At 73.3% G+C, this 14,399-nt stretch carries 11 protein-coding genes; 7 read left to right on the top strand and 4 right to left on the bottom strand.

Features of this window, described 5'->3' with window-relative positions; genetic code table 11:
• Positions 1-81: 81 nt before the first annotated feature.
• The 3 genes from GRQ65_RS09035 (at position 82) to GRQ65_RS09025 (ending at position 3,339) form a co-directional block, all read left to right on the top strand.
• On the top strand, positions 82-1,164 hold the full coding sequence (locus tag GRQ65_RS09035; RefSeq protein WP_160877435.1) for an HpcH/HpaI aldolase/citrate lyase family protein: 1,083 nt from the start codon (positions 82-84) through the stop codon (positions 1,162-1,164).
• Between the two features lie 2 nt (positions 1,165-1,166).
• A complete protein-coding gene (locus tag GRQ65_RS09030; RefSeq protein WP_160877433.1) occupies positions 1,167-2,051 on the top strand; it encodes an HpcH/HpaI aldolase/citrate lyase family protein in 885 nt (294 codons plus the stop codon).
• A gap of 88 nt (positions 2,052-2,139) precedes the next feature.
• Positions 2,140-3,339: a zinc metalloprotease gene (locus tag GRQ65_RS09025; RefSeq protein WP_160877431.1), complete on the top strand. Its 1,200-nt coding sequence runs from the start codon at positions 2,140-2,142 to the stop codon at positions 3,337-3,339.
• A gap of 75 nt (positions 3,340-3,414) precedes the next feature.
• Here GRQ65_RS09025 and GRQ65_RS09020 read toward each other — a convergent pair whose 3' ends face one another.
• From GRQ65_RS09020 to hutH, 4 genes are all read right to left on the bottom strand, one after another.
• On the bottom strand, positions 3,415-4,437 hold the full coding sequence (locus GRQ65_RS09020) for a M48 family metalloprotease (RefSeq protein ID WP_160877429.1): 1,023 nt from the start codon (positions 4,435-4,437) through the stop codon (positions 3,415-3,417).
• 4 nt (positions 4,438-4,441) lie between these two features.
• Positions 4,442-5,017, bottom strand: coding sequence for a TIGR03086 family metal-binding protein (locus GRQ65_RS09015; protein ID WP_337191587.1), 576 nt, complete (start codon positions 5,015-5,017; stop codon positions 4,442-4,444).
• A gap of 121 nt (positions 5,018-5,138) precedes the next feature.
• Positions 5,139-6,809 carry a urocanate hydratase gene (gene hutU, locus GRQ65_RS09010; RefSeq protein WP_160877425.1) on the bottom strand — a complete coding sequence of 557 codons (1,671 nt, stop codon included), beginning with the start codon at positions 6,807-6,809 and terminating at the stop codon, positions 5,139-5,141.
• Entirely contained in the window at positions 6,806-8,362 is a 1,557-nt protein-coding gene (hutH, locus tag GRQ65_RS09005; RefSeq protein ID WP_160877423.1) for a histidine ammonia-lyase, read from the bottom strand. Before hutH ends, hutU begins: the two co-directional genes overlap by 4 nt.
• Positions 8,363-8,449: 87 nt before the next feature.
• Here hutH and GRQ65_RS09000 point away from each other — a divergent pair, with 87 nt between their 5' ends.
• From GRQ65_RS09000 to GRQ65_RS08985, 4 genes are all read left to right on the top strand, one after another.
• Positions 8,450-9,640 (top strand): MFS transporter, encoded by a 1,191-nt coding sequence (locus GRQ65_RS09000; RefSeq protein ID WP_337191586.1) that lies wholly within the window; start codon positions 8,450-8,452, stop codon positions 9,638-9,640.
• 145 nt (positions 9,641-9,785) lie between these two features.
• Positions 9,786-10,049 (top strand): hypothetical protein, encoded by a 264-nt coding sequence (locus GRQ65_RS08995; RefSeq protein WP_160877421.1) that lies wholly within the window; start codon positions 9,786-9,788, stop codon positions 10,047-10,049.
• 25 nt (positions 10,050-10,074) lie between these two features.
• Positions 10,075-10,905, top strand: coding sequence for an IclR family transcriptional regulator domain-containing protein (locus tag GRQ65_RS08990; RefSeq protein ID WP_160877419.1), 831 nt, complete (start codon positions 10,075-10,077; stop codon positions 10,903-10,905).
• A gap of 64 nt (positions 10,906-10,969) precedes the next feature.
• Positions 10,970-14,332, top strand: a complete 3,363-nt coding sequence (locus GRQ65_RS08985) for a (Fe-S)-binding protein (RefSeq protein ID WP_337191585.1) — start codon at positions 10,970-10,972, stop codon at positions 14,330-14,332.
• The last annotated feature ends 67 nt before the right edge of the window (positions 14,333-14,399 follow it).

The raw sequence follows: 14,399 nt of genomic DNA, 5'->3' as shown, positions 1-14,399 counted from the left end.
GGCCAGGTCCGCGCGAACCGGGCGGCGACCGTGTCAGATCGGTCATACCGCGGCGGCCACAGGGTCTGGTTACCTTCGGGTATGACTGGCTCGCGACCCGCCAAGGACTTCTTCCGGCCCCTTGCGGTGGGGGCCCCCGAGCCGGTGCGCGAGGTGCCGGCCCGCCCCAGCCGGGCGATCCACTTCTTCGACCCGAGCAACGCCAAGATGGCCGCCAAGGTGCCCGACATGGTCGGCACGGTCGACGTGCTGCTCGGCAACCTCGAGGACGCCGTCAAGGCCGACAACAAGGTCGCGGCCCGCGAGGGGCTCGTCGAGATCGCGCAGGCCACCGACTTCGGCCCCACTCAGCTGTGGACCCGCATCAACGCCCTCGACAGCCCGTGGGTGCTCGACGACCTCACCACGCTCGTGCCCGCGATCGGTGACAAGCTCGACGTGGTCATGGTGCCGAAGGTCCAGGGCGCCGAGGACATCCACTACATCGACCGGCTGCTCGCCCAACTCGAGGCCAAGGCCGGGCTCGACCGCCCGATCCTCGTGCACGCGATCCTCGAGACCGCTCGCGGCGTGGCCAACGTCGAGGAGATCTGCGGCGCGAGCCCCCGCATGCAGGGGCTCAGCCTCGGCCCCGCCGACCTCGCCGCCGACCGGCGCATGAAGACCACCCGCGTCGGCGGCGGCCACCCCGGCTACCTCGTGCGCGAGGACCCGCCGCGCGTCGACGGGGTCGCCAACCTCGAGGCCAGCCGCTCGACGTACCAGCAGGACCTGTGGCACTACACCATCGCCCGGATGGTCGACGCGTGTGCGATGCACGGCATCTACCCCTACTACGGACCCTTCGGCGACATCAGCGACGTGGTGGCCTGCGAGGACCAGTTCCGCAACGCCTTCCTCCTCGGCTGCGTCGGCACCTGGTCGCTGCACCCCAAGCAGATCGCGATCGCCAACCGGGTCTTCTCCCCGAGCACCGAGGACGTCGCCCACGCGCGGCGGGTCGTCGCGGCTATGGGCGACGGCACCGGCGCGGTGATGCTGGACGGCAAGATGGAGGACGACGCCTCGCTCAAGCAGTGCCTGGTGATGGTGGAGCTCGCCGAGCAGCTCGCCGCGATCGACCCCGAGCTCAAGGCGGCCTACGACGCGATCGAGGTGGCCTGAGCATGAGCGAGCAGGCCTCCGCCCAGAGCTTCACCCCGCTGCGCAGCGTCCTCTACATGCCGAGCTCCAACGAGCGGGCGCTGGAGAAGGCGAAGTCGATCCCCTGCGACGCCCTGATCCTCGACCTCGAGGACGCCGTCGCCCCCGACGCCAAGCCCGCGGCCCGCGAGGCCGCCTGCGCCGCCGCCGCGAGCGGTGAGTACGGACGCCGCACCGTCACCATCCGGGTCAACGGCATCGGCACCGAGTGGCACGACGCCGATCTCGCCGCCGCCGCCCAAGCCGGTCCGGCCGCGGTCGTCGTGCCCAAGGTCGGCAGTGCCGACGAGGTGCGCCAGCTGGTCGACGGTCTCGAGCGGGCCGGCGCCCCCGACCACACCCGGCTGTGGGCGATGGTCGAGACCCCGGTCGCGGTGCTCGACGTGCTCTCGATCGCCCAGGCCTCGCCGCGCCTCGGTGCGTTCGTGATCGGCACCAACGACCTCGTCAAGGAGCTGTACGCCGAGCACGTCCCCGGTCGCGCGCCGATCCTGCCGAGCCTGCACCAGATCCTGCTCGCCGGCCGCGCCGCCGGCATCGCCGTCCTCGACGGCGTCTACAACGACGTGAAGGACGCCGACGGCTTCCTCGCCGAGTGCCGCCAGGGCCGCGAGATGGGCTTCGACGGCAAGACGCTGATCCACCCCGGCCAGGTCGAGGGCGCCAACGCGGCGTTCGCCCCGAGCCCGGAGGCGGTCGAGGACGCCCGCGGCCTCATCGCGGCGTTCGAGGAGGGGCGCGGCTCCGGGGTCGTCACCTACCACGGCCGGATGGTCGAGCAGCTCCACGTCGACTCCGCGCGTCGGACCCTCGCCATCGCCGAGGCGATCGAGGCGCTGGCCGACTAGTTGGCCGACGAGCTGGCCGACTAGAACGGCTCCAGGAAGACCGGGCGTCAGGGGTTTCCGCACGGCGGCGTTCGGGTAAGGCACCGCGGTGACGAACCCCCTCCCGCCGCGCCGCACGCGCGTCCTGGCCGCCTCCGGCGCCACCCTCGCCCTCGCCGCCGGCCTGCTGGCCGGCACCACCCCGGTCGCCTCCGCCGAGCGCAGCGGCACGACCGGCAGCAGCGTCTCGGCCGCGGCCGTCGCCGGTCCCGCCGCCGGCGAGCAGGCCCGCCGCAAGAAGAAGAAGCTGAAGGTCGTGTGGGACTCCACCACCTTCAACCCCGGCGGCGCCGGCGTCGTCGCCCACGGCAAGGTCTCGGGCAAGAAGCGCAAGCTCGCCCTGCAGGTCAAGATCAAGGGCGGCTGGACGAGCTTCGGCAAGACCCGCGCCGACCGCAAGGGCAACTTCGCCATCTCCGGCGCGCTCGACTGGTACGGCGCGCACAAGGTGCGCATCACCACGAAGGGTGGCGGCAAGCGGCTGAGCAAGAGCACCACCGCCACCGTCGTGCCGTACTACACCCCGCGCGGCAACCCGGCGGCCTACTCCTACATCTCCGGGATGCACACCGAGCGGCGCAAGGCGTTCGCGTTCAACCCGTGCAAGACGCTGACCTACGCGGTCAACTACTCCCTCGTCGGCGACACCGGCCTGGCGCTGGCCCAGCAGGCCATGGCCCAGGTCTCGTGGGCGACCGGCATCAAGGTCCGCTACGTCGGCCCGACGAGCAACGTCCCGCACTCGAACTACCAGAAGCCCGTGCCCAACCCGAAGGGCGTCGACCTGGTCATCGCCTGGGGTTCGCTGGCCCAGGTGCCGGAGTTCCAGGCCCAGAACAAGGCCGGCTTCGGCGGTCCGGTCAAGGCCGTCTACGCCCGCAACGCCAAGGGCAAGCGGGTCATCCAGACCCGCACCGCGGCCGTCACGATCGCGGCGGAGTACTTCGACCCCAACAACCAGTACGGCTTCGCCCAGAGCTTCGACTCGACCCGCCAGCCCACCCAGGGCGAGATCCTCATCCACGAGATCGGGCACGCCATGGGCCTCGACCACGTGCCGTCCAACCCCGAGGAGATCATGAACGGGGTGACCTACCTGCGCTACCCCGACGGTCACTACCGCGGTCTCTACGCCCTCGGTGACCTCGCCGGTCTCCAGACCCTCGGGCTCGGCGAGGGCTGCACCCGCCCGATCCGCAAGGGCGGACGCCGCGAGGCCGTCGTCGACGTCCCGCTGGCTCGCGACTGACCCACCCCGCTCCCTCATCGCTCCCCTGGGCCTCGGCCCCGGGGAGCGGTGTCGTCTGCGGGACCCGTCAGCCGCTCAGTCGCTGCCGCGCGTGCGCCGCAGCTGCTCGTCGAACCAGATCTTGGCGCTGCCGAGGAACCCCGCGACCTCGTGGACGAGGTTGCCGAGCGCGTCCTGGGTCTGGCGGAAGGTGTCGGCGTAGCTCGCCGCGGCCGCGCGGGCGGCGTCGGTCATGCTGGCCGACGCGTCGTCCTCGCGGCGCGGGTAGTCGCCGCCCAGCACCCGGGTGTAGTCGCCCGAGTCGACCCAGCGCCGCAGCTCCGCCGCGCGTACGGCGGCGTAGGGGTGGGTGGTGCGCTCGACCAGCATCAGCTTGAGCACGGAGTCGCGGACGTCGCTGGTGTCGAGGTACTCCTGGCCCTGTGCGAAGAACGACGTCTGGTCGAGCTCGGAGAGGTCGCCGGAGCCGCTGGCGAGCTTCATGTGCACGCGGAAGGCGACGGCCGGGTCCTGGGTCGCGAGCAGCCCGGCGCGGTCGGCGGACAGCTCGGACTTGCGCTGCCACTCGTAGAGCGCGGCGATGATGACGCGGACGCCGAGGGCCCCGCCCGGCACCGCGCCCCAGACCCCGGACAGCTCGAGCAGCCGCATCAGCAGGGTGCGGTAGACCGCGTGCCCGCTCAGGGCGTGCCCGATCTCGTGGGCCACGACGAAGCGCAGCTCCTCCTCGGTGAACAGGTCGAGCAGCGCCGAGTGGAGCACGACGATCGGCTTGTCCATGCCGATGGTCATCGCCCCGGTGAACGGCTGGTTGACCACGAAGACCTCGGGCAGCTCGGCCACGTCGAGCACCCGCCCGACCTCGGCGACGAGCCGGTGGATGCCCGCGAACTGGCGGTCGTCGACGCGGACGCCGGAGCCGAGGTACTCCAGCCGCACCCGGCGCTCGCTGACCAGCCCCGAGACGGCCTTGAGCACCGAGTCGAACCCCTTGAGCTTGCGCAGCGCGACCAGCGCGCCCCGGTCGGCCGGGTGCTCCCAGGCTCGCGAGCTGATGCCGGTGAGGCTCGTGCGGGACCGCGCAGGCTGGCTCGTCACGCGGTCAGCCTACGGATCGTGTCCAGGCCGGGTCGCGACCGATGAAGCCGACCAGCCGGGTCTCCGCATCGGCGTCGTCGGGCACCGCGACGCGGGGGCCGTACTGCCCGCTGCCGCGCAGGAGCCCCTCGATCGGCTCCATCCCGGCGAGCATCTCGGCGCACCGTGCCGGGTCCAGCCGGGCCGGCTGACCGGTCGCGCGGGCCAGGTCCCACGTGTGCATGAAGACGTCGGCGGTGAAGAACTGCGCGACCGCCTGCGGCACCGGCACCTCGCCGATGTGGGGGTTGCTGAGCGTCCGGTCGGCGTACGCCGGGTCGTCGAGCAGCGCCTGCACGCCGTCCTGGAGCACCCGCCACGCCTGCGCCGGGTCGTCGTCGACCGACGGCCCGGCCGGCAGCTCGATGCCCGCGCCCCCGGCCAGGAACGGCGGGAACCACCCGACGAGGTGGCGTACGACGTCCCGCGCGACCCAGCCCTCGACGGGCGCCGGCGCGTCCCACGCCCCCTCGGGCACGGCGTCGACGACCTCGGCGAAGCGACCGGCGACCTGGCGGAACTCCTCGGCGGGCGTGCTCACCGGCACGACCCTGCCAGACCTGCGGCGTGGTTTCGAGACGGTCGCTGCACGACCTCCTCGACCACCGGGAGGTCCGGTCACGGTGGTCGAGGAAGGCCGCCAGGCCTGTCTCGAAACCACCTCACTCCTGCATCGGCACCCGCACGCCGCGCTCGGCAGCGACCTCGGCGGCGAGGTCGTAGCCCGCGTCGACGTGGCGGACGACGCCCATGCCGGGGTCGTTGGTCAGCACCCGCTCGATCTTCTCCGCGGCGAGGTCGGTGCCGTCGGCGACGCAGACCTGGCCCGCGTGGATGGAGCGGCCCATGCCGACGCCGCCGCCGTGGTGGATGGAGACCCAGGTGGCGCCCGACGCGGTGTTGACCAGGGCGTTGAGCAGCGCCCAGTCGGCGATGGCGTCGGAGCCGTCGAGCATCGCCTCGGTCTCGCGGTACGGCGAGGCGACGGACCCGCAGTCGAGGTGGTCGCGGCCGATGACGATCGGCGCCTTGAGCTCGCCGGAGGCGACCATCTCGTTGAACCGCAGCCCGGCGCGGTGGCGCTCGCCGTACCCCAGCCAGCAGATCCGGGCGGGCAGGCCCTGGAAGGAGACGCGCTCACCGGCCATGGTGATCCACTTCCGCAGCCGCTCGTCGTCGGGGAAGAGCTCGAGGATCGCCCGGTCGGTCGCGGCGATGTCGGCGGGGTCGCCCGAGAGCGCGGCCCAGCGGAACGGGCCCTTGCCGGAGCAGAACAGCGGCCGGATGTAGGCCGGCACGAAGCCGGGGAACGCGAACGCCCGGTCGTAGCCGCCCTTGCGCGCCTCGTCGCGGATGGAGTTGCCGTAGTCGAAGACCTCGGCGCCCTTGTCCTGGAACCCCACCATCGCGCGCACGTGCGCGGCCATCGAGGCCTGCGCGTCCTTCGTGAAGCCGTCGGGGTCGCGCTCGGCGGCGCCCTTCCAGTCGGCGAAGGGGACGCCGACCGGGAGGTAGGACAGCGGGTCGTGGGCCGAGGTCTGGTCGGTGACGACGTCGATCGGGGCCTCCAGCTCGAGCAGCCGCGGGAACACCTCGGCGGCGTTGCCCAGCACGCCGATCGACAGCGGCCGCCGCGCGTCGCGGGCCTCCACTGCCAGCTCGAGGGCGTGCTCGAGCGAGTCGGCGCGGACGTCGAGGTAGCGGTGCTCGATGCGGCGGGCGATCCGGGTCTCGTCGACGTCGACGCAGATGGCGACACCGTCGTTCATCGTCACCGCGAGGGGCTGCGCGCCGCCCATGCCACCGAGGCCGGCGGTCAGGGTGATGGTGCCGGCCAGGGTGCCTCCGAACCTCTTGTCGGCCACCGCCGCGAAGGTCTCGAAGGTGCCCTGCAGGATCCCCTGGGTGCCGATGTAGATCCACGACCCGGCGGTCATCTGGCCGTACATCGTCAGCCCGAGGTCCTCCAGGCGGCGGAACTCCTCCCAGTTGGCCCAGTCGCCGACCAGGTTGGAGTTGGCGATCAGCACCCGTGGGGCCCACGCGTGGGTGCGCATGACGCCGACCGGCTTGCCCGACTGCACGAGCATCGTCTCGTCGTCGCCGAGCGTCTCGAGCGTGCGCACGAGCGCGTCGTACGCCGCCCAGCTGCGCGCGGCCTTGCCCGTGCCGCCGTAGACGACGAGGTCCTCGGGGCGCTCGGCGTTGTCGGGGTCGAGGTTGTTCATGAGCATCCGCAGCGGCGCCTCGGTCTGCCAGGAGCGGGCGCGCAGGGTGGTGCCGCGGTCGGCGCGGATCGGGAGACGGGGGTTGCGGTCGGCGGTGACGGTCATGCGAGCTCTCCGGTGACGTTCTCGACGGTGGACAGGACGGCGCCCGAGGCGACCAGGCCGACGGCGGCCTCGATCTCGGGGGCGAGGAAGCGGTCGGTGCCAGGACCCTCGACGCCGTGCTCGCGCAGCAGCGCGACGACGGCGGCCGTGGCCGGGGCGGGCGCGAGCGGGGCGCGCAGGTCGAGCGCGCGGGCGGCGGTCATCACCTCGACGGCGACGACGCGGGCGAGGCCGTCGACGGAGCGGCGCAGCTTGCGCGCGGCGTTCCACCCCATCGAGACGTGGTCCTCCTGCATGGCGCTGGAGGGGATCGAGTCGACGCTGGCCGGGGTGGCGAGGCGCTTCAGCTCGGAGACGATCGCCGCCTGGGTGTACTGCGCGATCATCAGCCCGCTGTCGACGCCCGGGTCACCGGCGAGGAACGGCGGCAGGTCGTGGCTGCGCGCCCGGTCGAGGAACCGGTCGGTGCGCCGCTCGCTGATGCTCGCGACGTCGGCGGTGACGATGGCGAGGAAGTCGAGCACGTAGGCGACCGGCGCGCCGTGGAAGTTGCCGTTGCTCATCACGCGCCCGTCGTCGAGGACGACCGGGTTGTCGACGGCCGAGGCGAGCTCGCGGTCGGCGACGGTGGCGGCGTGCTCGACGGTGTCGCGGGCGGCACCGTGCACCTGCGGCGAGCAGCGCAGCGAGTAGGCGTCCTGGACCCGGTGCACCTTGTCCTCGCGGTGGCTCGCCATGACCTCCGAGCCCGCCAGGATGCGCACGAGGTTGGCCGCGGAGAGCCCCTGCCCGACCTGCGGGCGCAGCGCCTGCAGCTCGGCGGCGAAGACCCGGTCCGTGCCGAGCTGGGCCTCGACCGACATGGCCGCGGCGACGTCGGCGGTGCGCAGCAGCATCCTCAGGTCCGCGATCGCCATGAGCAGCATGCCGAGCATGCCGTCGGTGCCGTTGATGAGGGCTAGCCCCTCCTTGGCGCCCAGCTCGACGGGGGTGAGGCCGGCCGCGGCCAGCGCCTCGGCCGCCGGGCGCAGCTGGCCGTCGACGTCGCGCACCGGTCCTTCGCCGATCAGTGCGAGCGCGCAGTGCGACAGCGGTGCGAGGTCGCCGGAGCAGCCGAGCGAGCCGTACTCGTGCACCACCGGCGTGATCCCGTGGCTCAGCAGGGCGGCGAGGAGCTGCGCGGTCTCGCGGCGTACGCCGGTGTGGCCGGTCGCGAGCGTCGACAGCCGCAGCAGCATCAGCGCGCGCACCACCTCGCGCTCGACCTCGGGACCCGAGCCGGCGGCGTGCGAGCGCACGAGGGAGCGCTGCAGCTGGGCCCGCATCTCGACGGGGATGTGCCGGGTGGCGAGAGCACCGAAGCCGGTCGAGATGCCGTACGCCGGGGTCGGGGCGGCGGCCAGCTCCTCGACGACCGAGCGGGCCCGGTCGATCGCGACGAGGGCCTCCTCGCTCAGCTCGACGCGGGCGCCGCGGCGGGCCACGGCGAGCAGGTCGTCGGGTCGGACGGGGCCGGTGCCGACGGTCACGGACGGGGGGTGCGGGTGCGTCACGCCCTCAGTGAACGCCGCGCCGACGGGACCCGACCACGCCTCGGAACCCGCCCGGGTCTCGGATCCGAGAAACCCCAGACTGGTGCGGTGACGACCACCGAGGCCCGACCCGACATCGGCACCGGCCGGCGCTGGGCGATGCTCGCGGCGAGCACGGCGGCGCAGGCGGCCTCGGCCGTGCTCGTCCACGGTCCGGCGTTCCTCATCCCCTCGCTCCACGAGCGCGAGGGGCTCAGCCTCGCCTCCGCGGGCCTGGTCGCGGCGGCGCCGCTCGCCGGCATCACGCTGGCCCTGGTGCCGTGGGGCATCGTCACCGACCGGCGCGGCGAGCGGCTCGTGCTCCTCGTCGGTCTCACCGGCAGCGTCGTGTGCGGGGTGCTCGCCGCGCTGTCCGGCAGCCCCGTCCTGCTCGCCGCCGCGCTCGCGCTGGGCGCGGCGTTCGCGGCCACGACCAACGTCGCGAGCGGGCGGGTGGTCGTCGGCTGGTTCCCGCCGCAGCGGCGCGGCCTCGCGATGGGCATCCGTCAGATGGCCCAGCCCGCCGGGGTCGGCATCGCGGCCGTGTCGATGGCGGTGGTCGCCGACCGCTCGGGGCCGTACGCCGCGATGTGGGTCGCCGTCGTCGTCTGCGCCCTCGCGGCCGGGCTCGTCGCCGCCGTCGTGCTCGACCCCCCGCGGCCCGCCCGGGGGTCGGTCGCGGCGCCCAACCCCTACGCCGACCGCTACCTGCCCCGCATCCACGGCGTCTCGGTGCTGCTCGTGGTGCCGCAGTTCCTCGTGTGGACCTTCGCGCTGGTCTGGCTCGTGCAGGACCGGGGCTGGTCACCCGGCGCCGCGGGCACGCTCGTCGCCGTCGCCCAGGTCGCCGGGGCGCTGGGCCGCATCGGCGTCGGCCAGCTCTCCGACGTGGTCGGGGCCCGGATGCGACCGCTGCGCTGGGTCACGCTCGCTGCCGCGGTCACGATGGGGCTGCTCGGCGTGAGCGCCGGTCTCGACCTCGCGGTCGCCGTACCCCTCGTGGTGCTCGCGACCGTCGTCACCGTCGCCGACAACGGCCTCGCCTACACCGCCGTCGCCGAGCGGGCCGGGCCGCACTGGTCGGGCCGCGCGCTCGGGGTGCAGAACACCGCGCAGTACCTCGCCGCTGCCGCCGTCCCGCCCGTCGCCGGCCTCGCGGTCGCCTCGTGGGGCTACTCCGCGACGTTCGCGCTGGCCGCGGCGTTCCCGCTGGTCGCCGTCGCGCTGGTCCCCGTGCGTGACGAGCGACACCTCTCCTGACCTGCACAGGGACGTCCCACCACCCTTTACGGGTCTTGTCGTGGCGGTGCCCGTCGGTCATGATCGACCCCACACCCGCAGAGGTGGGGAGGGGTCCACCGGGGGGTCGGATCCGACGCACACGTCGAAGGATCCGGGGGGACCGGTGCTCAAGAACGCCGCCATGATCGTCGTGGTGGTCCTCGTGGTGCTCGCGATCGCCGCGGTCGCGCTGCGCGGACGCTCGCGCCCGGGCCGGGGCGCCCCGACCTCGTCGGCACCGGCCACGGTGCGCAAGCCGACCTTCTCGCTCAGCGAGGAGCGCGACCGGCGGGCCGAGCGGGCCGCCACCCGTGACGAGGTCGCCCGCCGTGTCGTCGAGCGAGCCCGCCGCGCCGCCGACGAGCAGCGGCACGAGCCCGGAGCCTGAGAAGCCTCCCCTAGGCTGACCGGCCGTGGGACAGGTGCCGGCTGCGACCCGCACGCTGCGGGTCCTGCGCTACCTCGCCACCCAGGCCGACCCGGTCAGCCTCGACGCGATCGCCCGGGCCTGCGCGCTGCCGCGCTCCTCGGCGTACCACCTGCTGACGGCGATGGTCGAGGAGGGCTTCGTCGTCCACCTGCCCGACGAGCACCGTTGGGGGCTCGGGGTGGCGGCGTTCGAGGTCGGCAGCGGCTACAGCCGTCAAGCGCCGCTGCAGCGGCTCGCGCGCCGCCCGCTGGCCGAGCTCGTCGACCGGGTCGGGCACTCCGCCCACCTCGCGGTCCTCCACGGCTCGGACGTCCTCTACGTGCTCGAGGAGCGCGCACCCGGGCGCCCACCGCTGGTCAGCGACGTGGGGGTCCGCCTGCCCGCCCACCTCACCGCCTCGGGTCGCGCCGTGCTCGCGCACCTGCCGCCGGCCCAGCTGCGGGCGCTCTACCCCGCCGCGTCGGCGTTCGTGACCCGCCACGGCACGGGCCCGACCTCGCTCTCGGCCCTGCGCGTGCTGCTCGCCGAGACCCGCCAGCGCGGCCACGCCGAGGAGCGCGGCGAGGTCACCCCCGGGCTCGCGTCCGTCGCCGTCGCGGTGCTCGACCACAACGCGCACCCGCTGGCCGGGGTCGCCGTCACCTTCCCCGAGGGAGACGCGGGCGGCGACCTCGAGCGCCTGGTCACCGAGGTGGCCCGCACCGCGGGACTGCTGTCGCGACGGCTCCGCGGACCGACGAGCGCCGGCCCGGCGCCCCGGGGGCGAACCGGGCCGAAGTTACCCAGAAGTAGGATTTCTCTCACCCCGCCCTGAGCGGGGGTGCCGAGCCGTAAGGTTCGAGCGGCAGGGCGACGCAAGCGACGAAAGAGGCTCGAACGTGGATCTGTGGGTGCTGATCGCCGGACTCGTCATGATGGCGGTCGCGCTGCCCTTGGCGGGCAAGCGGGTGTTCTTCCTCTACCGGCTGATCAGCAGCGGCAAGCCGGCCCCCGACCGCATCGAGCAGGCGCGGCGCAACATCGGTGAGACCACGCGGGCCCAGCTCGTCGAGGTGCTCGGCCAGCGCAAGCTGCTGAAGTGGTCGGTGCCCGGCGTGGCGCACGCGTTCGTCTTCTGGGCGTTCCTGATCCTCGGCACCGTCTACCTCGAGGCGTTCGGCATCCTGTTCAGCCGCAACCCCGAGTGGGCCATCCCGGTCGTCGGCCACTGGGACGTGCTCGGCTTCGCGCAGGACATGATCGCCGTCCTCTGCCTCGTCGGCCTCGGCCTCTTCGCCTGGATCCGGCTGCGCAACAACCCCCGCGAGCTCGGCCGTCGCTCCCGCTTCTCCGGCTCCCACCTCGGTGGCGCCTGGCTGATCCTCTTCATGATCGTCAACGTCATCTGGACGTTGTTCCTCTTCCGCGGCGCGGCCGCCGCCGAGGGCAACCTGCCCTACGGCTGGGGCGCGTTCGTCTCCACCGCGATCGGCAAGCTGCTGCACCCGATCGGCGCCGACGGCCTCGAGGTGCTCGAGGGTGTCGGCCTGCTGCTGCACATCGGCGTCATGCTCGCCTTCCTCGTGATCGTGCTCAACAGCAAGCACCTGCACATCTTCGTGGCCCCGCTCAACGTCATGTTCAAGCGCGACCCGGTCGCCCTCGGCGCCGTGAAGCCGCTGATGAACGACGGCAAGCCGGTCACCCTCGACGACATCGACGACCTCGACGAGGAGGCCACGCTCGGCGTCGGCTCCATCGAGGACTTCAGCTGGAAGGGCCTGCTCGACATGGCCAGCTGCACCGAGTGCGGCCGCTGCCAGAGCCAGTGCCCGGCGTGGAACACCGAGAAGCCGCTGTCTCCCAAGATGCTGATCATGAACCTGCGCGATCACGCGTTCGCGAAGGCGCCCTACATCCTGGCCGACGAGGCCGCCCGCGCCGGCCTCGGCACCGACGTCCTCGAGGAGGCCGAGCGCCCGCTGGTCGGCGAGACCGAGGGGCTCGCCTGGGAGCCCGAGGGCGGCGCGATCATCGACACCGACGTGCTCTGGTCCTGCGTGACCTGCGGCGCCTGCGTCGAGCAGTGCCCCGTCGACATCGAGCACGTCGACCACATCGTCGACATGCGCCGCTACCAGGTGCTCGTCGAGTCCAACTTCCCCGCCGAGCTCAACCAGCTCTTCAAGGGCATGGAGAACAAGGGCAACCCCTGGAACATGTCGCCCACGGCGCGCATGGACTGGGCCAAGGGCCTCGACTTCGACGTCAAGGTCGTCGGCGAGGACGTCGAGTCGCTCGACGAGGTCGAGTGGCTGTTCTGGGTCGGCTGCGCCGGCGCCTACGAGGACCGCCAGAAGAAGACCACCCGCGCGGTGGCCGAGCTGCTGCACATGGCCGACGTCGAGTTCGCCGTCCTCGGCAACGGCGAGACCTGCAACGGCGACCAGGCCCGCCGCGCCGGCAACGAGTTCGTCTTCCAGGGCCTCGCCCAGCAGAACGTCGAGACGTTCAAGGAGTTCAAGGTCAAGAAGGTCGTCTCGACCTGCGCCCACTGCTTCAACACGCTCAAGAACGAGTACAAGGAGTTCGGCGTCGAGCTCGAGGTCGTGCACCACACCCAGCTGCTCAACCGGCTGGTGCGCGAGGGCAGGCTGACCCCGGTCGCCCAGGGCGCCGGCGCCCACCAGCGCAAGATCACCTACCACGACCCCTGCTACATCGGCCGCCACAACGGCGTCTACTCGCCGCCGCGCGAGCTGCTGCAGGTGCTCCCCGGAGCCGAGTACGTCGAGATGGAGCGCCACTCCGAGCGGTCCTTCTGCTGCGGCGCCGGCGGCGCGCGCATGTGGATGGAGGAGAACATCGGCGAGCGGATCAACATGAACCGCTCCAACGAGGCCATCGGCACCGGCGCCGACCAGATCGCCGTCGGCTGCCCGTTCTGCCGCGTGATGCTCTCCGACGGCCTGACCGCCGCCCAGGACTCCGGTCAGGCCCGCGCCGAGGTCGAGGTCCTCGACGTCGCCCAGATGCTGCTCGCCTCGGTCAAGGGCGAGATGGCCACCCGGGCCGCCCCCGGCTCGCTCGACGGCTCGTCGAACGGCGTCCCCGCCTCCCCCGAGGCGCGGGCGACCGCACCGACCGAGGGCCGCTCGGTCGAGACCAAGGCCGAGCCCGAGCAGGGCGACGTCACCCTCGAGAGCCCCGAGAACACCGTGGTCGACACCGCGGAGGCCTCCCCCGCCGCCAAGGCGTCGGGTGGTGGCTCCTCGCTGTTCGACAACCCCTTCGAGGACGCCTCCGAGGACCCGGACAAGCCCGCGACGGCCGCCGCCGGCGCCTCGCTCGCCGAGGAGGCGCAGGCCGCGAAGCCCGCCACCTCGGGCGGGTCGCTCTTCGACGTCGACGACAGCTCGACCACCGCTGCCGACGAGCCCGCCCCGGCGGCGAAGCCCGCCGGCACCTCGGGCGGCTCGCTGTTCGACGTGGAGGACGACGCCCCGGCCGAGCCCGCCCCCGCGGCGAAGCCCGCCACCTCGGGCGGCTCGCTCTTCGACGTCGCCGAGGACGAGCCGACCCCCGCCGCCCCGGCGGCGAAGGCCGAGCCGGCCGCGCCGGCCGCGCCGGCCGCCGAGACGTCGCTCGGTGGCGGGTCGCTCTTCGACATCGCCGAGGACGAGCCCGCCCCAGCGGCGCCGGTCGAGCCGGCCGCACCGGCCGAGTCGTCGGTGCCCGACGAGACCCCGGAGCTCGCCCCGGCAGCCGAGGTCGACCTGTCCTCGGGGGGCTCGCTCTTCGACCTCGAGGAGCCGGCGGACCCGGCCCCGGCGGCGCCCGCCGAGGCGTCCGAGGCCGCGGCACCCACCGGGGCGCAGGTGGCCGCGGAGACCGAGGCCGAGCCCGCCGACCAGGTGCAGACCGAGCAGGCCCACGAGCCCACCTCGGCCAACACCACGGTCGCCGAGCCCGAGCAGCCCTCGACCCCGCCCAGCGCGGCACCGGTCCAGGCGAGCGGCGCCGACTTCAGCGGCTCGCTCTTCGACATCGCCTCGCCCACCGTCGAGAGCACCCCGGCACCCACCCCGGAGCCGGAGCCGGCCCCGGCGCCGGTCGTCGAGGAGCAGCCGGCCACCGAGGAGCCGGAGCCCGCTGAGGAGCCCGCGTCGAAGCCGGCTCCGAAGCCCGCGGCCTCCGGTGAGAGCCACACGCCGAAGACGGGTGTCGACATCGACGAGTCCGGGTCGCTGTTCGACCTCTGAGTCACTCCGCATCAGCGAGAGCGCACGTCTGGCACCGCCGGACGTGCGCTCTCGTCGTTCCCACCCC

It is taken from the genome of Nocardioides flavescens, assembly GCF_009823805.1.
Lineage (GTDB): Bacteria > Actinomycetota > Actinomycetes > Propionibacteriales > Nocardioidaceae > Nocardioides > Nocardioides flavescens.
This window is presented reverse-complemented; position numbering and strand designations above follow the sequence as displayed.